This window comes from Bacillus sp. JJ1474, assembly GCF_036965225.1.
GTDB lineage: Bacteria > Bacillota > Bacilli > Bacillales > Cytobacillaceae > Cytobacillus.
This window is the reverse complement of sequence record NZ_JBALPC010000028.1, coordinates 37,677-55,407: the sequence shown is the minus strand read 5'-3', so window position 1 is coordinate 55,407 and position 17,731 is coordinate 37,677. Positions and strand designations below refer to the sequence as shown.

23 protein-coding genes are annotated in these 17,731 nt (G+C 37.6%); 16 read left to right on the top strand and 7 right to left on the bottom strand.

Features of this window, described 5'->3' with window-relative positions:
* Positions 1-187: 187 nt before the first annotated feature.
* The 3 genes from V7164_RS04480 (at position 188) to V7164_RS04470 (ending at position 1,813) form a co-directional block, all read left to right on the top strand.
* Positions 188-535: a metal-sensitive transcriptional regulator gene (locus V7164_RS04480; protein ID WP_335344304.1), complete on the top strand. Its 348-nt coding sequence runs from the start codon at positions 188-190 to the stop codon at positions 533-535.
* Between the two features lie 14 nt (positions 536-549).
* Complete coding sequence (gene copZ, locus V7164_RS04475) at positions 550-756, top strand: copper chaperone CopZ (RefSeq protein ID WP_335344305.1); 207 nt, start codon at positions 550-552, stop codon at positions 754-756.
* A gap of 460 nt (positions 757-1,216) precedes the next feature.
* A complete protein-coding gene (locus V7164_RS04470; protein WP_335353484.1) occupies positions 1,217-1,813 on the top strand; it encodes a cell wall hydrolase in 597 nt (198 codons plus the stop codon).
* 69 nt (positions 1,814-1,882) lie between these two features.
* Here V7164_RS04470 and V7164_RS04465 read toward each other — a convergent pair whose 3' ends face one another.
* A complete protein-coding gene (locus V7164_RS04465; protein ID WP_335344307.1) occupies positions 1,883-2,650 on the bottom strand; it encodes an alpha/beta fold hydrolase in 768 nt (255 codons plus the stop codon).
* A 255-nt stretch (positions 2,651-2,905) separates the two neighbouring features.
* Between V7164_RS04465 and V7164_RS04460 the strand changes: the two genes are divergently transcribed.
* The 3 genes from V7164_RS04460 to V7164_RS04450 all read left to right on the top strand — a co-directional run bounded on the left by V7164_RS04460 (position 2,906) and on the right by V7164_RS04450 (position 4,811).
* Positions 2,906-3,610, top strand: coding sequence for a DUF421 domain-containing protein (locus tag V7164_RS04460; protein ID WP_335344308.1), 705 nt, complete (start codon positions 2,906-2,908; stop codon positions 3,608-3,610).
* An 82-nt stretch (positions 3,611-3,692) separates the two neighbouring features.
* Entirely contained in the window at positions 3,693-4,154 is a 462-nt protein-coding gene (locus V7164_RS04455; protein WP_335344309.1) for a hypothetical protein, read from the top strand.
* Positions 4,155-4,253: 99 nt separating this feature from the next.
* Positions 4,254-4,811, top strand: a complete 558-nt coding sequence (locus tag V7164_RS04450) for a YkoP family protein (RefSeq protein WP_335344310.1) — start codon at positions 4,254-4,256, stop codon at positions 4,809-4,811.
* A gap of 43 nt (positions 4,812-4,854) precedes the next feature.
* On the opposite strand, the gene V7164_RS04445 is transcribed toward V7164_RS04450, so the two are convergent.
* The 5 genes from V7164_RS04445 to V7164_RS04425 all read right to left on the bottom strand — a co-directional run bounded on the left by V7164_RS04445 (position 4,855) and on the right by V7164_RS04425 (position 10,454).
* Entirely contained in the window at positions 4,855-5,706 is an 852-nt protein-coding gene (locus V7164_RS04445; protein ID WP_335344311.1) for a metallophosphoesterase, read from the bottom strand.
* Positions 5,707-5,833: 127 nt separating this feature from the next.
* Positions 5,834-6,460 (bottom strand): TVP38/TMEM64 family protein, encoded by a 627-nt coding sequence (locus V7164_RS04440; protein ID WP_335353483.1) that lies wholly within the window; start codon positions 6,458-6,460, stop codon positions 5,834-5,836.
* A 138-nt stretch (positions 6,461-6,598) separates the two neighbouring features.
* Positions 6,599-8,710, bottom strand: coding sequence for an MMPL family transporter (locus V7164_RS04435; RefSeq protein WP_335353482.1), 2,112 nt, complete (start codon positions 8,708-8,710; stop codon positions 6,599-6,601).
* 103 nt (positions 8,711-8,813) lie between these two features.
* Positions 8,814-9,401, bottom strand: coding sequence for a TetR/AcrR family transcriptional regulator (locus V7164_RS04430; protein WP_335353490.1), 588 nt, complete (start codon positions 9,399-9,401; stop codon positions 8,814-8,816).
* Positions 9,402-9,566: 165 nt separating this feature from the next.
* Complete coding sequence (locus V7164_RS04425) at positions 9,567-10,454, bottom strand: LysR family transcriptional regulator (protein WP_335344579.1); 888 nt, start codon at positions 10,452-10,454, stop codon at positions 9,567-9,569.
* Between the two features lie 119 nt (positions 10,455-10,573).
* On the opposite strand from V7164_RS04425, the gene V7164_RS04420 reads away from it, so the two are divergent.
* The 10 genes from V7164_RS04420 to V7164_RS04375 all read left to right on the top strand — a co-directional run bounded on the left by V7164_RS04420 (position 10,574) and on the right by V7164_RS04375 (position 17,311).
* The gene (locus V7164_RS04420; RefSeq protein ID WP_335344580.1) at positions 10,574-11,620 is read left to right on the top strand and encodes a YeiH family protein; all 1,047 of its coding nucleotides are present in this window, start codon (positions 10,574-10,576) and stop codon (positions 11,618-11,620) included.
* A gap of 118 nt (positions 11,621-11,738) precedes the next feature.
* Positions 11,739-12,086 carry a hypothetical protein gene (locus tag V7164_RS04415; RefSeq protein WP_335344581.1) on the top strand — a complete coding sequence of 116 codons (348 nt, stop codon included), beginning with the start codon at positions 11,739-11,741 and terminating at the stop codon, positions 12,084-12,086.
* Positions 12,087-12,100: 14 nt separating this feature from the next.
* On the top strand, positions 12,101-12,364 hold the full coding sequence (locus V7164_RS04410) for a metal-sensitive transcriptional regulator (RefSeq protein ID WP_335344582.1): 264 nt from the start codon (positions 12,101-12,103) through the stop codon (positions 12,362-12,364).
* Between the two features lie 86 nt (positions 12,365-12,450).
* Positions 12,451-12,930 (top strand): DsrE/DsrF/DrsH-like family protein, encoded by a 480-nt coding sequence (locus V7164_RS04405; RefSeq protein ID WP_335353481.1) that lies wholly within the window; start codon positions 12,451-12,453, stop codon positions 12,928-12,930.
* Between the two features lie 20 nt (positions 12,931-12,950).
* Positions 12,951-13,247 (top strand): rhodanese-like domain-containing protein, encoded by a 297-nt coding sequence (locus tag V7164_RS04400; protein WP_335344584.1) that lies wholly within the window; start codon positions 12,951-12,953, stop codon positions 13,245-13,247.
* Between the two features lie 50 nt (positions 13,248-13,297).
* A complete protein-coding gene (locus V7164_RS04395) occupies positions 13,298-13,882 on the top strand; it encodes a sulfurtransferase TusA family protein (RefSeq protein WP_335344597.1) in 585 nt (194 codons plus the stop codon).
* A 428-nt stretch (positions 13,883-14,310) separates the two neighbouring features.
* The gene (locus V7164_RS04390; protein WP_335344598.1) at positions 14,311-15,423 is read left to right on the top strand and encodes an MBL fold metallo-hydrolase; all 1,113 of its coding nucleotides are present in this window, start codon (positions 14,311-14,313) and stop codon (positions 15,421-15,423) included.
* Positions 15,424-15,481: 58 nt separating this feature from the next.
* Positions 15,482-15,712: a sulfurtransferase TusA family protein gene (locus tag V7164_RS04385; RefSeq protein WP_335344585.1), complete on the top strand. Its 231-nt coding sequence runs from the start codon at positions 15,482-15,484 to the stop codon at positions 15,710-15,712.
* A 48-nt stretch (positions 15,713-15,760) separates the two neighbouring features.
* On the top strand, positions 15,761-16,537 hold the full coding sequence (locus V7164_RS04380) for a sulfite exporter TauE/SafE family protein (RefSeq protein ID WP_335344586.1): 777 nt from the start codon (positions 15,761-15,763) through the stop codon (positions 16,535-16,537).
* Between the two features lie 300 nt (positions 16,538-16,837).
* Positions 16,838-17,311 (top strand): hypothetical protein, encoded by a 474-nt coding sequence (locus V7164_RS04375; protein WP_335344587.1) that lies wholly within the window; start codon positions 16,838-16,840, stop codon positions 17,309-17,311.
* Between the two features lie 35 nt (positions 17,312-17,346).
* Here the strand turns inward: V7164_RS04375 and V7164_RS04370 are convergent, their stop codons facing one another.
* Entirely contained in the window at positions 17,347-17,727 is a 381-nt protein-coding gene (locus tag V7164_RS04370) for a 2Fe-2S iron-sulfur cluster-binding protein (RefSeq protein ID WP_335344588.1), read from the bottom strand.
* Between the last annotated feature and the right edge of the window lie 4 nt (positions 17,728-17,731).

The window sequence follows — 17,731 nt, the reverse complement described above, 5'->3', positions numbered from 1 at the left end:
TAATATATCTATTTTACTTTATAAGTTTGAAGAAATTTAGCGGGAAGTAAAATAATATTAATTATAATGAATTAATACCCTTGATTATGGCTAAGTTCACAAAAATTCCATTTTTTTCAGAAAAACTTTATTTGAGCTTTACATACTATACGGGGGTATAATATAATTCGAATTAAGGAGGGATCCTATGGTATCCAATCAAGAAGATGAAAAGTTGTTTTCAGAAGATGAAAGCTGCTGTAATTCACATAGTGAGCGAAAAAGTCACCATTCAGATAAAGTAAAGAAAAATCTAGTCACTCGATTAAACCGAATTGAAGGCCAAATCCGCGGGATTAAAGGGCTGATCGAAAGAGACACTTATTGCGATGATGTAATTACACAAATATCCGCTACTCAATCTGCCTTAAATAGCGTTGCAAAAATTCTGCTTGAAGGTCACTTGAAAACTTGTGTAGTGGATCGACTTAATGAAGGGGACATGGAAGTTCTGGATGAAGTCCTAATTACGATTCAAAAATTAATGAAAAAATAAGGAGCTGTTGAATAATGGAAAAAGTAACATTAAATGTAGCTGGGATGTCATGTGGTCACTGCGTTAAGGCTGTAGAAGTCGGTGTAGGAGAATTAGCTGGTGTTGAAAGCGTGAAAGTAGATCTGAAAAATGGGACTGTGGATGTAGAGTACAGATCTAATGAAGTATCTTTGGATAATATTAAAGAAGCTATTGATGACCAAGGCTATGATGTGAAGTAAAAAGAAACCGTGCTAGCAATAGCACGGTTTCTTTTTACAACAATATACCCTATATAGGTATAAGAGGGCGGCGTTATGAGTAAAAAAATCCTCGAAAGTCAATTTCAAATTTGATACGATTCGGGTTTATTGTTAAATTTCTTAGGATATTACATTTTGTCCGTGAGGTTAAATGATTTATCAGCCAGATTAGGTAGTTTGTCAGCCAAATAGTAATATCCCTCCAAAAGGCCAGAGGTCTGTTACATATACGAAATAATAATGTCATATATCATCCAAGTTTTGTAATCGGTGCACTTCAAAACATATTTCATCTTTTTACCACTGAATAGCTCGCCTTAGTAACGACAGGCACAAATCAGCCGTTGCCTAAGATGCCACATTTTGGACGAGGATTCATAATGTTACATATGCTAGCCTTTAATTAGAGATTCTTTACGGAAGTAGGAGGAAAACTAGCATGAAAAAAATGAAGAAGCTATTCATCACGGGTGCACTATCATTATCACTTTTTGGATTTGCAGCTGAGTCGAATGCAGCAACGAATACCCATATCGTACATAAAGGACAATCCTATTGGACGATTGCAAATCAATATGGAATTTCCGTGCCTCACTTGAAAAAAGTAAATAACAGGACTAGTGATTTACTTTATGCTGGCGAGAAAATCCTGATCCCCAATTCAAAAATTACTGCTGCAGAAAAAGAACTAATCGCTCGTCTTGTCCATGCCGAAGCTAAGGGTGAGCCTTACGCAGGAAAAGTGGCAGTGGCAACCGTTGTCTTAAACCGTCTTGATAGTCCACTTTTCCCAAATACAGTTTCAGGTGTCATCTATGAAAAAGTAAGCGGGCACTATGCCTTTACACCTGTTCAAAATGGAGCGATTAACCAACCCGCTGACCTGTCCTCAAAGAAAGCAGTCGATGAGGCATTAGCATTTAGAGGGCAAGGAAGAGGATCGTTGTATTTCTTTAATCCAAAAACATCAACAAGCAAATGGGTTTTTTCAAGACAAGTGACTGTAACGATTGGAAAACATCGATTTGCAAAATAAGGTAAAGGAAAGCACCAATCATGTACAGCTGATTGGTGTTTTTTTTTACGAGTTTCCGTCTAGATTTGGCTAGTGTGAGAGACAAAACTGCTTGATACATTCATTTAGCTCCTTAGCTGCCTTTGTAGGAATACGATGATTTTCTTCAATAAACCGTATTACATTGTTCGTCAATTTTTCATGCAGAAGCTGGGCATATTGATGAAAGGGTTTATCTTTATTGCCATAAACGAGTAAAATTGGATGCGGAATTTCTTCGAGCCGGTTTGTACAATTATATTGCAAGCTATAACGAAAATATTGCTCCATATTTCTGATGTCCCCTTTGCAAGCCTCAGAGAACATGATTTTGAATAAGTCTTTGGTGTTGGCATTGCCAATAGAAATCGTCCAAGCTAATACCTTTTTCGCCCCAGCCTCTGCTAGTTTAATGGCCATAGAAATCCGTTTTCTTAAATATTCATCATTCACATCGGGCATACCACTAACCAATATTCCGCCTAATGCTCGATCAGGAAAAGTCAGCAAATATTCCAGAACAATCGAACCACCAGAAGAATATCCGCATATATAGGCTTTCTCAATTTGCAAATGATCTAATAAAGCTTGAATATCTTTTGCAATAAGCGGGTATGTAAGGGGGGATTTGGAAAAATCACTCAGCCCATGGCCCCGAATATCAAAAGTGATGATTTGGAAATGTTGAGATAGATCCTCCATTTGGTATGTAAAATTAACTGAAGTGATGACTGGGGGATGAATAAAAACAATAGGAGTTCCTTTTCCGTTAATTGAATAATAAAGATTAACATCGTTATCCAGTTTAAGCATTGGCATGATGTGAATCACCTCTAAGGAGTTATTACTGAACATTAAATAAACATTCATATTAGTATGGGCTTAAAATACTGGATTTCATTCTTTTACTAAAATGTCCTTAATAAACTGGATAACGGACATTTTCATCGGTGAAATTGAATAATTAAAGTGATAGCTAGAAGGAGCTGATTACTAAAGAAGTAATCAGCCTTGTGCTTTTCGGGTATGTTATCAATATGTACATACCGAAGATGTCCGGAGGGAGAAGTTCATATGGACTTTTTTTATGGTCAAGAAACACTTACTGCCATGCAATGGATTTTAAGAGCTGTTGTAATCTATTTTTTTATGATTATTATTGCAAAACTAATGGGGCAGCGATCTATTTCACAGCTAAATTTGCTCGATTTTGCTATTGCTGTAGTCTTTGGCAATATCATAGCTCACCCTCTGTCAGATGAACGATTAGGCCTAAAAGGATCAATGATTTCGATGAGTGCACTTGTCATTTTATATGTATCAAGCGTTTTCTTAGTATTAAAATCAAAAAAACTAAGAAAATTTGTTTTGCCTAACCCATTTCCCTTGATTAAAAACGGACAATTCATTTATAAAAACTTAACGAAAGCAAGAGTGTCAGTAGACTATATATTATCTGAAGCCAGAAAAGAAAAAATTGATGATGTAAAAAAAGTAGCACTCGCTTTATGGGAGCCTGATGGAACCATCTCCTTTTTCGTAAGTCCCAACTTTCAAACGGTTACTCGGGGTGATTTGAATATCATAACGGAGCCGTTTGATTTTCCAAAAACGGTTGTGAAGGAAGGGAATATTGAAAAGTCGGCATTGCAGCAAATGGGCAAAGATGAAAGCTGGCTCCTATCTGCCTTGAAAACCAATCATAATGTTGAGCTTAACGATGTATTATTAGTAACCATAGATAAGAGCAGCCAATTAAAAGTCTTTTTATATAAATAATGCACTTTTACTGTTAATCACGAAAACACCCCAGTTCGAATAGTAATGATGTAAGCCCGTTGATGTAATGGAGTGGATAAAGATGACCGGTAAAAACACAAAAGCTGAAAATCAAACAAAAGCGGAAAAGCAAAAAAAAACCGAAAATCAAACAAAAACGGAAAAGCAAACAAATGCAGATATTGAGAGCTTAAAGCTTCAGCTGGAAGAGCAAATAGAGGCAGTCGTTTGGTTTCAAGCTACGGCAGCATTTAGTAAAGCCATTTTGGTATCGAAGCTATTTAGTATATCAGACGACAAACATGATTCAGAGCCGGAGAAAAAGCTCCTGTTTGGTTTATGGGTGCAAGCTATTGGACAATTGTTAGAAGCATTAGGGGTTACAAAAGAATTGTCAGCGCTAGATAGAGAACAGTTTATAAATGCACAGAGAATAGCTGTGGCAGGGGACTTTTTTCAATCATTTGGTGCGCAAATAGAAGTAATAGGCGGAATCGGTATTATTAAGGATGAACAAACAGGAGTTACAGAATTTGTCCCTTGATTTCTTGTCTCTTCTAGCGATATTTTTCCACAAATAATATTTGACTTATCGAAGAAAAATAAGTGGGAAAAGGAAACAGATGAAGGAGAAACAGGAAGTATGAGAGGATATGTTCTTTCGATTTGGAATTGGTTTGATCCGATTTATTATTTCTTTTCACGCCTTACCTTACTTCCGTGTGAAGGGGCAAAAAGCAATATTTTCAGGATTCGAATAACAAAATACAAAGGGAGAAATGTGGTCCTATCTGACGGAACTCGAATCAATAAAAATGACACGCTAGTCAAAATTCATCTCCACAATGCCAAGTTATTAATAGAACTAAAAGACATAAAGAGTGATTTGAAAAAAGCGAAATTTATTTATCAATATGTCCAAAAATCTCTTCCTGAGGTGGAGATTTATATTCGGGAATGCCGTCAAGCATATATGGTTAAAGGGATCGTCGGCATTACGATGCTGAATAAAGGCTGTGAACGGCTCGGTTTTGAGGTTGTAGATATATACAGCCCCGTTTATAAATGGTTTAAATGGTTTGCCTTTTTCCCGATAGAGCTTCTATCCAACAAACATACCTCCTGGGAGTCTCTAAAAAATCGAAAGCCAAATTACTTATTTATGTCCACAAACAAACTATCCGAAATGTATAGAAATTAATGAAGGAATAAGAAAAAGCTGTTATAAAAGAACAGCTTTTTTCTTATATAGCCGCTGCAGCCCTTCTATCGTTTGCAGCTAAGGTTAACTCATGAAACGTTATTTCTGGTCGGCTTCCGACACGGATATTCACGCCAGTTTGACCAAGCCCCTCGCTAATATAATAAGGCTTTCCATCCTGGGTATGAAATCCTTTTGTAATATTCATCCTTGCGAGCTTCCCCATTTTCACAAGATGATAGGCTTTCGGATAGCAAATTTGCCCTCCATGGAAATGACCGGCTAACAAATAATCAAAATGGTATTTCTTCATATGCAGAACAATATTAGGGTCATGGGTTAAAACTAAATTTGTCCCTTGCTTAATTCCATTGTATGAGACATCAAGGTCACTTCGCTTTGTACTAAAGTCATCAATGCCAATAATATTGACTGGACACCCATCAACCATGATTACATCATTTTCATTTTTCAATACTTTGCAGTTATAGGTTTCGAGTGTATCTAATAATGCTTGCAAGTTTTGATTCCGCAGAACATAGTCATGGTTCCCCAATACAGCATAAATGCCATGTTTAGGTTGTAATTGATTAAGAATTTTTAAATAAGGCACTAGCTTAGGAATCGTACGTTTACGGTCGAGGAAATCTCCAGTAAGAGCAATGAGATCAATGGATTCAGCTTTCAACTTTACATAAAGCTCGTCAGGGGAAATTGAAATATTTTCAAGATGCAAATCAGATAGATGAAGAATATTTAGCTTTGGAGCATGTCTATTTGTTGATTCATTATGAACTTTAACTTTATTAATCACGATATCTTTCGTGTTTCTATTAGCCATTTTTAGAAGGTAATAAAGAAAACCCGCCAATACAGCGAAAAGTACAATCATCAAAATTAAATCACTCCTTCCATATCCCCGATTATACAGGAAAAATATCGCCATTATTACATGCAATTGATGGCAGCAGCACCATGGCGGAATTTCCCATATAATAGGGATTAAAGGATAGCTTGATGATCTAATTTAGTTTGGATGTCTGCATAGACCAATACCTATAAACTAAAAAAATGCAAAGCAAAAATAATACGTAAATACATAATCCGATTGAAAGAAACAGGATCGATGAGAAAATTTGTTTCCCGCTGAAGGCGACCATAAACATGGGCGGCATGAGCCCAAATGCAGTGGCAGTAAAGTAAGTGCCAAAGGAAATATTGCTCACTCCTGTATATATATTAACAACTGGCGGAGGCAAAATAGCCGACAGCCGAACAAGGAGGATGGCGATAAAAGCATTTTTCTCAAGCATATGCTGAAATCTTTGAATTCTATTAATTCGCTTTAAATAATGACTGAAATGGTTTCGAAAGAAAATGCGTGCTAAGAAAAAATAGAGAATGGCTGCTAAAAATCCACCAGTCCAATTGATTAATGTACCAATCAGCACCCCATATTTTGCTCCCATTAAACCTGCAAATAAGGTAAAGGGAATAAACGGGATGGCTGCTGTCAATACAGAAAGGAAAAACATGAGGGGAAGGTCACTTGGGTCACTCTTTTGAATCCATGCAAAAATCAAATCTTTATTAAATAAACCGATTATTAAGATCACTAAATAAAACGAAAGAACCCACCATTTTTTCATTATTTAGCTCCGTCCTATGTATTTACATTTTATTTTCCGCACTAAGGACGATGACATTCCTATGAATGTTAATGTGAAAAAATTGGCATTGAGAAAGCCGGCATCTGCTTTCAGGCTGCCGATACCGGCTTTGAAAAATTAATTTGCTTTACTTTTACTTGCTTTTTCTTTTTCAAATAAAACAATAAGCCCAGGAAGTAATATACCTCTGATTAAAAACGTATCTAATAAAATGCCGACAGCGACAATAAATCCAAAGACAAATAATAATTCAACCGGCTGAGTCATTAGGACGGCAAAGGTTGCCGCTAAAATAATACCAGCTGAAGATATGACGCCGCCAGTATTCGCAACGGCTATTTCAACTGCTTCCTTCACGGAATGCTTTCGTCTTTCCTCTTGATACCTTGAGATTAGAATAATATTGTAATCGATTCCGAGCGCAACTAGGAAAACAAAGGAGTATAGTGGAACACGGTCACTTATTGTATGAATATCAAAGAAAAGATTGGTTAGAAACATTCCTAAACCTAAAGCAGCCAGGAAGGAGATTAAGATGGTCCCCATCATATAAATGGGCATTTTAACTGATTTTGTTAAAAGGATAAGCAAGCCAAAGATGAGTATTGTTTCTAATACGACAATAACAATCAAATCTCGATCATTAATGGCACGCTCATCAACTTTTGATGCCGTTTCCCCAGCAAAATAAAGGTTTCCTGTCATTTGGCTTTTAGCCACAATTTCCTTAGCGTCATCCCTAATTTTCTCTAAGGCGTCCATTGTTTCAATAGCATACGGGCTTTCATCGAAAGTTAGGCTATAATTAATTACCTTTTGGTTATCTGATATTCCATTTATACGGACATTATTAACTAAAGGCTGACCTTCTAACGCTTTTTTCAATGCCTCCTGCTGTTCGTCTGCTACGATGTCAGGTGACTCAAATAATACAGTGGTAGGCGCGAGATCTCCTTTATGGAAGTTTTCCTCAAGAATATCATAGCCTACCCTTGATGGCATATCGTCTGGGAAGGACTTCATTGTGTCAAATTCGTATTGCATATTGAACATATTACTTGCTGAAACAAGGAGAACGATCCCAATGACGGCAACAGAAAGACCAGGTTTTTGGACAACAAATCGTCCAGTCCGGCTCCAAAAGGAATGCTTTGGAATGAAGGTCTCTCCGACACGAGGAATCTTCGGCCAAAATGATTTCCTTCCGAAAAGTGTAAATAACGCTGGAATGAGCGTAACGGATGCGAGCATAATAATGACCATCGTTGTTCCAAAGGTCGGAGCGAAATTTTTGTAATCTCCAAATTGAGCAAAGAATAGTACGAGCATGGCAGCTAACACCGTTCCCCCTGAAAAGAAAACAGGCATCCCAGTTTCACGCATTGCCGCTTGCATTGCATCATATTTACTTTCAAAGTTTTTTAACTCTTCACGGTATCTTGAAAATACGAAAAGGGAATAATCAATAACTGCCGCGAATAAAAGGATGGTCATAATAGAAAGTGTTTGATTACTCATAATGAGCCCGGCTGCACCCATTAATCCAAGCGTTTGCATGACCACTTCATAGACGAAGGCGGCTGCAAGAAGCGGAATTAGAGCCAGCAATGGAGAACGATAAATAATAACCAAAAGAACTAAAATTAATCCCACTGTTGATAAAATAAGCACGACATCGGCCCTTGAGAATAAATCCAGCGTATCAATTCCAATACCAGCAGGGCCTGTGACATATAAGGTTAAATCTGAATGATCTTTAACAAGCTTCTCGATTTTTTCCTTCGATTGTTTAATTTCTTTAATTTCAAACGAAGAATCGAATATTAACGGAACAACAGCTGTCTGTTTATCATCCGAGAAAAATCCGCCCGCTGCTTGTGGAGGGATGGAGGATAAAGGAATAACTTGCTGTACACCTTTAATATTTTCCCCAGCAATCCTGTCAAAAAGATCAGCAAGTTGCTGATATTCAATTTCCCCATCCTTAGATTGAAAGACTAATATAGCAGGCAGACCATCATTGTCTTTAAAATATGTGTCCAATTTATTTTGGGCAATAACCGATTGTGCATCCTTTGGCAGTGTATCGATAGAAGAAACCTGGTAATCTTTTGCGCTAGGAGCAAATAGAGCTAAGCCCATTGTCAATACAAGCCATATGGCTAGGGTGATCCACATGCCTTTTCTTGTTGTGACTCGGTCGGTAATGAAATGCAGGAAGGTTTTCATTTATACAACCCTTTCTTTTTAAGCTAGTGACACAACTGTCACTTTAATGAAAAATAAAAGACACTATTGTCACCAATATTATCTTTTAAAGGTGACAGTAGTGTCAATTGTTTTTTGTAAACATTCCGTGACAAATAATTTCTTTAATCGAGCTCACCCATTCCTCAGCGGGTACTCTTGTGTGATTCGGAATTGCAATGGTTTGAAAAATAAAGCCTAGGATAAGACCGTCCGGAATTTGAGGATTTAATATTTTTTCTGCTCTCCCTAAATCAATAAAATTTTGTAAATGTTTATACATATCAAGATGCTGTACATCCAGTTTTGCTTTATTTAATGTTACTTTTTTAGATATATTTGCTGGTATCTGCAGTGCAATGATAATAATTTGATGGATTTCCGAATGCTCAAAAATAAGCGCGAGGAGTTCATTGAATTGGGCTTCAAAGCCATCGAATTCCGTAATCTTCTGCAGCTTTAGAAGAAACTTTTCCATTTCATCGAGCATGTAATCGGTAATTAGCTCTTCTTTATTATCGTAGTATTTATACAATGTGCCTCTAGAAATCTCTAGGCGATCTGCTAGAAGACTAAAGGTAAACCCTTCATATCCATGAAGAAGCAATAACTCCTTCGTTGTTCTAAAAAGTTCATCAATCGAAAATTTCCGTTCCCGTGCCAAGCTGCTCACCTCTCTTTTATTATAGAACAAAAAGATAGATTCACAACAGAACATCACCAAAACAATCCGGTTAAAGGACATAGAATCAAGAAATCATCCAATGTATGTACTTTAAATCACTGTTAAAGGATATAGAGACAAGAAATCACTAGTTGTATGTCCTTTAAAACTTTTCTATTTTATTTTCGTATTCTGTTTAATAATTTCCAGGAAAACCTTCAATGCTTTTGTCTCAAAGGGAGAACTTAACACAGTTGAAAAGTCACGAGTAATGGAAAGGTCCTTCACCTTTAATACTTTTAATGTCCCAAGAGAAAGTTCCTTTCGAATCGTCCAATCAGATAATAAGCTAATGCCTAAACCAGCTTCAACCGATTCCTTGATTATTTGTGTACTGCCGAACACTAAAAGTTTTTTTGGAGTTATTTCATAGTTTGAAAACATTTTTTCAGCAGCTTCTCTCGTCCCAGAACCAGTTTCCCGGCAAATCCATGTTTCATTTTCTAATTCAGTCAGGGGAACTTCTCCCTTTATTTGGGCAAACCTATTTTGAGGAGAAGCTACAATGCTCATCGTATCTACAGCAAATGGCTCTACGACTAAGTGGTTATTTTTGTATTCCCCTTCTACAATCCCAATATCTAATTGGTGTCCAAGTACCAATTCAGCAATTTCCTTTGTATTCCCAATCGTAATGGAAGGGTTGATCAGAGGGTATTTTTTTTGCATTTTTGCAATCAAATGAGGCAAGATATACTCACCGTAAGAATAGCTTGCTCCGATAGAAAGTGCCCCACTCGGTTTATTCGTTAAATCATCAATAAGAAAGTTCATTTTTGAATAGAGTCCGATAATTTCCTTTGCATGATGGTAAACAATTTCCCCTGCTTTATTTAAGCGGACATATTTATTGCTGCGCTCTAAAAGAATCGTTCCCATTGTTCGTTCTAATGCTTGAATATATTGACTGACTGCTGGCTGTGTCATATGTAATTCTTCCGCTGCACGAGAGAAATTCTGCTTTTCCGCGACCATCACAAAAACTGCTAACTGCTGATCCATCTTCACACCACCCATTTACTATATGAATTTACTTATCATCACTATTATAAATTATTATTTTTCTTATTGTAAAAAAAGTATTATGCTGAATGAACAGATGATATTTTGGTGGTGAAAATATGGGAGCACACGCAAGAGCACTTACAACTAGTAAGGAGCCAATTCAGCCAGAAAAAAAACCAGCCCCGTTGGGAAAATGGGCTGGCGGCATCGCTTTTACATTTCTAATTGCCTTTTTAGGCTTTTTATTAGCAAAGGCACCTGGATTTGATCATGTTGGGCAGCTAGCATCGGCAATTGTAATTGCTATTTTGTATCGAAATTTATTAGGGTATCCAGAGTTTTTTCGTGCAGGAATTACATTTTCATCAAAGAAATTATTACGTTTTGCCATTATTTTATATGGGCTCAAGCTAAATATTGGAACCGTGCTAAGTGATGGTTTAGGCTTGCTCATACGAGATGCAGGTGTCATTATTTTTGCGATTCTCTTAACAGTTTGGCTCGCTCGTTTAATGAAAGCGGATAAAAACATCTCCCTTCTTGTCGGGGTAGGGACGGGGGTATGTGGAGCCGCTGCCATTGCTGCAATCGCGCCGATTATTAAATCGAAGGATGAAGAAACAGCAATTGGCGTAGGAATAATCGCACTAGTTGGTACGATTTTTGCGATTATTTATACCATCCTGCGTCCGATTCTGCCTTTGACAGATGTAGAATATGGCATTTGGTCCGGCATTAGTCTGCATGAAATTGCACACGTTGCATTGGCAGCAGCACCTGGCGGCCAGGATGCACTGGCAATTGGGCTGTTGGCAAAACTCGGCAGGGTATTCTTGCTCGTTCCTCTCTGTTTTGTTTTCATGTATTTGATGAGGAAAAAAAACACGGGTGATAATAACGCGAAAATTGAATTCCCATGGTTCTTAATTGGTTTTATCATTATGAGTGTAATTGGAAGCTATATACTTGGCCCGAAAATTCCGGTTTCAGATGGATTTATGAATGGAGTAGCGACTCTGACAACTTGGTGCTTAACAGCAGCGATGGTCGGACTAGGGCTAAATGTCAGCCTTCGCGATCTGCGTACGAAAGCACTAAAGCCATTAATTGCGATGGGGATTACGTCTATTATTCTATCTGTATTAGCTTATTTTATTATTTAGNNAAGATAGGAAGAGAATCCAACTTTGTATAAGCTGGATTCTTTTTAATTGTTGACATTATACCTATAGGGGTATAAGATAAGGCTAGTCATTAAAAAAATAAACAAGGGTGATTCAAATGGTCATTTTATTTATACTATCATTCAGCATCATTATTGGTGCTTTGTATATAAGATACTGCCCAGTTGGAAATGTTAAGTGTACGGAGTCACTCAGCCATCCTGCAGATTCAATAGAAATTGTTGATGTTAGAGATTATAATCAATCATATAAAGATCCTGTTTCAGGAGCTATTAATATTCCATACGCATATATGAAGAGGCATTATTCTGATATATCCAGTAAAACCATTCATGTGATCGCATCAGATTATTTGGAAAGAAACATGAGTATCCGCTTTTTAAGAAAAAGAGGGTATACAATTGCAGGGTATACATTAACAGATTGCCCCTGCAAAGATTATTAGAAAGGAGAATAATCATGGATTTCAATGATCAAATGAAAAATAGGGTTAAGCGCATTGAAGGGCAGCTGAGGGGAATCCTAAAGATGATGGAAGAGGAAAAGGACTGTAAGGATGTAATTACACAACTCTCTGCTGCTAGATCTGCGATTGATCGTACAATTGGGGTCATCGTTAGTTCAAATTTAGTAGAATGTGTGAGAAATGCAGAAGAAAATGGTGAGGGAAATACAGAAGAATTAGTTAAGGAAGCAGTAAATCTGCTTGTAAAAAGCAGATAGATTAAAAAAGGGTTGACACTCTTTTTTATTTTCATTAATATTATACCCATAGGGGTAAGGGTAAAAATAAAATTAGGAGGGTTACAATGACTCAGAAAAAATCAACAAATATTATCCTGTTCAGTGGGGATTACGATAAAGCAATGGCTGCTTATATTATTGCAAATGGTGCTGCGGCATACGATCATGAAGTAACGATTTTCCATACGTTTTGGGGATTAAATGCCCTGCGAACAGATGAAGAACGGATGATTAAGAAAGGCTTTATCGAGAAGATGTTTGCAAAAATGATGCCTAAAGGCGCTGATAAAATGGGCTTATCGAAAATGAATTTTGCCGGATTTGGGCCTAAAATGATTAAGGATGTAATTAAGAAGCATAATGCCATGACATTGCCACAGCTGATTGAAATGGCTCAAGAATTAGATGTTAAGCTTGTTGCATGTACAATGACAATGGATTTGCTTGGACTAAAGGAAGAAGAGCTGCTCGACAATGTTGAATATGCCGGTGTTGCAGCTTATCTTGCTGATGCAGAAAATGGAAATGTGAACCTGTTTATCTAAAGATACGAGGAGTGAATGTAATGAAACAGCTAACTGCAAATGAAGTGAAAGAATTAATAATGGAGGCTCAGCCGCTAAATCTTATTGATGTACGCGAAGTGGATGAGGTAGCTGCAGGAAAAATTCCGGGAGCACAGCATATTCCATTGGGATTACTTGAGTTCCGTATGCATGAACTTGATAAATCGAAGGAATATATCATAGTTTGCCGTTCAGGAGGAAGAAGCGGACGTGCTTGCCAGCTGCTTGAACGCTATGGCTTTAAAGTTATCAATATGGTAGGCGGAATGCTTGATTGGGAAGGCGAAATGGAATAATTTTTTTACACAAAACAATACCCCTATGGGTAAAAATGGGAGGTTTAATGATGAAATCAATTAAAACAGACGTGGTACTAGATGCTAAGGGTCTTGCTTGCCCGATGCCAATTGTGAAAACAAAGAAGGCTATGACGAATCTTGAAGAAGGCCAGGTTCTTGAGGTCCAAGCAACAGACAATGGATCGAAAGCGGATATTCAAGCTTGGGCTAAAAGCTCGGGTCACCATTATTTAGGAACGTTAGAGGAAGGGGCGGTACTAAAGCATTACTTAAGAAAGTCAGATGGAGAGGAATCTGTTGAAAGAAAACATCCAGATGTTGTATCTAATGAGGAGCTTGAACAAAAGCTTGGAGGAGATGAGAGCATAGTTGTACTAGATGTAAGAGAATCAGCGGAATTTGTCTTTAACCATATTCCTCAAGCAATCTCTATCTCGCTAGGTGAATTGGATGAACGTATAGGTGAGCTACAACTGGAAAATGAAATTTATGTTGTATGCCGTACCGGAAATCGCAGTGACTTTGCTGCACAAAAACTCTCTGAGAAGGGTTTTACAAAAGTATTCAATGTTGTCCCAGGCATGAGTGAATGGTCTGGCAAAACAACAGGTATCGAGGAGACTAAAAGTTAGTGTAGAGGGTTCATAACGACCGCGGGAGGAGTTTTTCAAGAACGAAGGGTGGTTAAGAAGTGTCTATAACGACCTTTAGGGCAGTATTTCTGAGTGGAAAGTAGTTAAGAAGTGATTATAACGACCTTCAGAGCGGCTTTTCTGAGTGGAAGGTAGTTAAGAAGTGATTATAACGACCTTCAGGGCAGCTTTTCTGAGTGGAAGGTGGCTAAGAAGTGTCTATAACGACCTTCAGGACAGTATTTCCGAAAGGAAGGTAGTTAAGAAGTGTTTATAACGCCCTTCAGAACAGTTTTACTGAGCGAAAGGGTGTCAAGGAGCGTCCCTGACATCATGGGTCTAATCGGAATTAATAAAATGGCTCCAAGCTAAATTTTTTTAAAATAAATAATACCATAGGGGGTAATCGAGAGGTGTCTGTAAATATCATGACAGCTAAAGAAGCAGCAAAGAAGGTTGTAAACAAAGAAGAATTATTTATTTTAGATGTTCGCAATGAAGGAGATTTTCAAGACTGGAAAATCGAAGGGGAAAAATTCGAATACTTAAATATCCCATACTTTGATTTACTTGATGGGGTGGAGGGTATCCTTGATAAACTACCTGCTGATAAAGATATTTTAGTAGCGTGTGCAAAAGAAGGCTCATCCATTTTTGTAGCAGAAATGCTTTCAGAAGCCGGCCGGGAAGTTTCATATCTAGAAGGAGGAATGAAGGCATGGAGCGAGCATTTAGAACCCATCAAAATCGGGGATCTAAATGACGGAGGAGAGATTTATCAGTTTGTCCGCATTGGGAAGGGATGCTTATCTTACATGGTTATTTCAAACGGCGAAGCGGTCATCATTGACGCAACTCGGATGACAGATGTGTTTCTCGACTTTGCAAAAAGTAAGAACGTAAATATCACCCATGTTTTCGATACACACTTGCATGCTGACCATATCTCCGGTGGACGTATGATTGCTGAAAAATCAAGTGCAACTTACTGGCTGCCGCCAAAGGATGCATCCGAGGTAACTTTTGAATTCAACCCATTAGAAGACGGCAATGTTGTGACAATTGGACATACAGCAATCAATGTTCATGCTCTATATACCCCAGGTCATACAATCGGCTCAACCTCCTTTGTGGTGGATGAAAAGTACTTGCTTTCAGGAGATATTTTATTCATTGATTCGATCGGAAGACCAGATTTGGCTGGACTTGCGGAAGACTGGGTAGGGGATTTACGTGAAAGCTTATACAAACGCTATCGTGAACTATCAGAAGAGCTAATCGTTCTGCCAGCACACTTTATGATTATTGAAGAATTAAATGAAGATGGCAGTGTTGCGGAAAAGCTTGGCACATTATTCGCTAAAAACCATGGACTAAATATTGAAGATGAAAATGAATTTAGAAAGCTTGTCACTGAAAACTTACCGCCGCAACCAAATGCTTATCAGGAAATTCGCAAAACCAATATGGGGAAAATCACCCCTTCCGAAGAAGAACAGCGTGAAATGGAAATTGGTCCAAATCGCTGTGCGGTGAGATAACAAGTGGAAGGCCTTGATGCTGCGGCTAGACAATAAAAATATCAGGAGGAATCACAATATGGAAACAGCAAAATTTTTAGACGCAAAAGGATTAGCATGTCCAATGCCAATCGTAAGAACGAAAAAGGCGATGAATGAACTTGTAGCTGGGCAAGTACTGGAGGTTCATACAACAGACAAAGGCTCTATCAACGACATTTCGGCATGGTCAAAATCAGGTGGGCATGAATTGGTGAAAAATGACGAAGAGAACGGCGTATATAAGTTCTGGATTAAAAAAGGGGAGTAAAAACTAAAGGGAGCCAAAATGGTTCCCTTTTCTTAAGGGGTGTTTAACATGGACTTATCATTTATTATAACGATCTTTCTCATTGGGTTTATCGGATCATATATTTCCGGGATGCTCGGAATAGGAGGTTCGATTATTAAATACCCGATGCTGCTATACATCCCGCCATTATTTGGTTTAGTGGCATTTAGTGCTCACGAAGTGTCGGGGATCAGTGCTGTACAGGTTTTCTTCGCAACAATCGGAGGCGTTTGGGCCTATCGTAAAGGCGGCTACTTAAATAAAACCTTAATTGGTTATATGGGTGTTAGTATATTAATTGGAAGCTTTGTGGGTGGATTCGGTTCTAAGCTTATGTCAGAGGGCGGAATTAATGTGATCTATGGAATATTAGCATTAATTGCAGCTATCATGATGTTTATTCCTAAAAAGGGAATTGATGATATCCCTTTAGATCAAGTTAAATTTAATAAATGGCTAGCAGCTGTACTTGCATTAGTTGTTGGTCTTGGGGCTGGGATTGTTGGTGCTGCTGGTGCATTTTTATTAGTGCCCATTATGCTTGTTATATTAAAGATTCCAACTAGAATGACCATTGCTTCATCTTTAGCGATTACTTTTATTTCTTCAATCGGAGCAACAGTTGGAAAGATTACAACTGGACAGGTGGATTATGGTCCGGCGTTCATTATGGTAGTTGCAAGTTTAATTGCCTCCCCTTTAGGAGCAATAGCGGGAAAAAAAGTAAATACAAAAATTTTGCAAATAATATTAGCTTTATTAATTTTTGCAACTGCGTTAAAAATATGGATTGATATATTATAATAATGGGTTCAAAAAGGGAAGATGATTTTATTTGGACAGGAATATGAGAAAACATCAAAACCTGTCTAGATAACTAGTTTTTTTCGGAAATCTGATAAACTGCCCCAAATCTGTCCAATAATCTGACTCATAATATCTAGGTTCCATAAAGATTAGCCGTATACAGAATAACTTGCACCAGATACCGGATACAGTTTTCCGGTATTTTTTGCATATGATCTTCTTGTTCAAGTCTTATTGACAATGATTATCATTTTCTCTACAATGAAAATAAGTTAATTCACTCTTGGGAGGAACAACATGAGTATGCTGCATGGCTTGAAGGATATTGAAACGGTTATTTCTAATAAGCGTAAAATTGGAGGAGCAGCGGAAGCCGCGATGCTGAAGTTAACTTCAGGTGAAGTCTTCCAACACCCCGTATTTACAAATATCGACAAGTCAAAAGGACAGTATGTTTCCCTTTGCTTTATTGACGAAGAAGGTATGAATGTTTGTATTCATGTCGATCAAATTGCCATAATGAAGGGCTTAGAATATAAATTGATCTGTCAATTAAACAACGAAAAAGTAAAGCAACTCATGCTAACTGATACATTGCAATACTTGCAAAGATTATGCGAAATTAACGATGGCTTTGTAACACCAACATTTAAAAGAGAAGCATTGGTTCTTGTTCGGGATATTAGTGTAAAAGTACTTGAAAAGAAAGAAATCACCTTGCCTTTTTCAGTAGATGATAATTTAATACAATTCAATAGAAAATTTGCCTAAATACGAAAAAAACGAGGTCGCCGCCTCGTTTTTTTCTATACCCTGAATTCTGACTGGCATGCAAGACGAAATCCCTCACTCAATGAATTCTTTAATTTCTTACGCTCCAGTTCATTTGGCGACTGCAAAAGGAAAGAGCCAGCATCAATTTTCACTATACATTGGCCACAGGTTCCTTTGCGGCATTTATATTGCAATGCTTGTCCTTGCTTGAGAGCAGTATCTAAGAGAACTCTTCCTTTAACTAAATGAATGGCAAAACTTTTCCCATTTTGTGAGACGATTATTTTTGGTGTTATTTTCGCAACTGGTAATTTTTTTTCATCATTGTTACCTAAGCTTTTCGTATGAACGACAAAGTCCGCTGCCACTTCTTTCGGAATAAGCGAGCCAACCGTCAGCATCCTTCTATTCAAGAAA

What these genes read in the sequence shown, in the direction of transcription:
- V7164_RS04480 (WP_335344304.1), top strand. Translation starts at nt 188, where the DNA reads ATGGTATCCAATCAAGAAGATGAAAAGTTGTTTTCAGAAGATGAAAGC.
- copZ (WP_335344305.1), top strand. Translation starts at nt 550, where the DNA reads ATGGAAAAAGTAACATTAAATGTAGCTGGGATGTCATGTGGTCACTGC.
- V7164_RS04470 (WP_335353484.1), top strand. Translation starts at nt 1,217, where the DNA reads ATGAAAAAAATGAAGAAGCTATTCATCACGGGTGCACTATCATTATCA.
- V7164_RS04465 (WP_335344307.1), bottom strand. Translation starts at nt 2,650, where the DNA reads ATGCCAATGCTTAAACTGGATAACGATGTTAATCTTTATTATTCAATT.
- V7164_RS04460 (WP_335344308.1), top strand. Translation starts at nt 2,906, where the DNA reads ATGGACTTTTTTTATGGTCAAGAAACACTTACTGCCATGCAATGGATT.
- V7164_RS04455 (WP_335344309.1), top strand. Translation starts at nt 3,693, where the DNA reads ATGACCGGTAAAAACACAAAAGCTGAAAATCAAACAAAAGCGGAAAAG.
- V7164_RS04450 (WP_335344310.1), top strand. Translation starts at nt 4,254, where the DNA reads ATGAGAGGATATGTTCTTTCGATTTGGAATTGGTTTGATCCGATTTAT.
- V7164_RS04440 (WP_335353483.1), bottom strand. Translation starts at nt 6,460, where the DNA reads ATGAAAAAATGGTGGGTTCTTTCGTTTTATTTAGTGATCTTAATAATC.
- V7164_RS04435 (WP_335353482.1), bottom strand. Translation starts at nt 8,710, where the DNA reads ATGAAAACCTTCCTGCATTTCATTACCGACCGAGTCACAACAAGAAAA.
- V7164_RS04425 (WP_335344579.1), bottom strand. Translation starts at nt 10,454, where the DNA reads ATGGATCAGCAGTTAGCAGTTTTTGTGATGGTCGCGGAAAAGCAGAAT.
- V7164_RS04420 (WP_335344580.1), top strand. Translation starts at nt 10,574, where the DNA reads ATGGGAGCACACGCAAGAGCACTTACAACTAGTAAGGAGCCAATTCAG.
- V7164_RS04415 (WP_335344581.1), top strand. Translation starts at nt 11,739, where the DNA reads ATGGTCATTTTATTTATACTATCATTCAGCATCATTATTGGTGCTTTG.
- V7164_RS04410 (WP_335344582.1), top strand. Translation starts at nt 12,101, where the DNA reads ATGGATTTCAATGATCAAATGAAAAATAGGGTTAAGCGCATTGAAGGG.
- V7164_RS04405 (WP_335353481.1), top strand. Translation starts at nt 12,451, where the DNA reads ATGACTCAGAAAAAATCAACAAATATTATCCTGTTCAGTGGGGATTAC.
- V7164_RS04400 (WP_335344584.1), top strand. Translation starts at nt 12,951, where the DNA reads ATGAAACAGCTAACTGCAAATGAAGTGAAAGAATTAATAATGGAGGCT.
- V7164_RS04395 (WP_335344597.1), top strand. Translation starts at nt 13,298, where the DNA reads ATGAAATCAATTAAAACAGACGTGGTACTAGATGCTAAGGGTCTTGCT.
- V7164_RS04390 (WP_335344598.1), top strand. Translation starts at nt 14,311, where the DNA reads ATGACAGCTAAAGAAGCAGCAAAGAAGGTTGTAAACAAAGAAGAATTA.
- V7164_RS04385 (WP_335344585.1), top strand. Translation starts at nt 15,482, where the DNA reads ATGGAAACAGCAAAATTTTTAGACGCAAAAGGATTAGCATGTCCAATG.
- V7164_RS04380 (WP_335344586.1), top strand. Translation starts at nt 15,761, where the DNA reads ATGGACTTATCATTTATTATAACGATCTTTCTCATTGGGTTTATCGGA.
- V7164_RS04375 (WP_335344587.1), top strand. Translation starts at nt 16,838, where the DNA reads ATGAGTATGCTGCATGGCTTGAAGGATATTGAAACGGTTATTTCTAAT.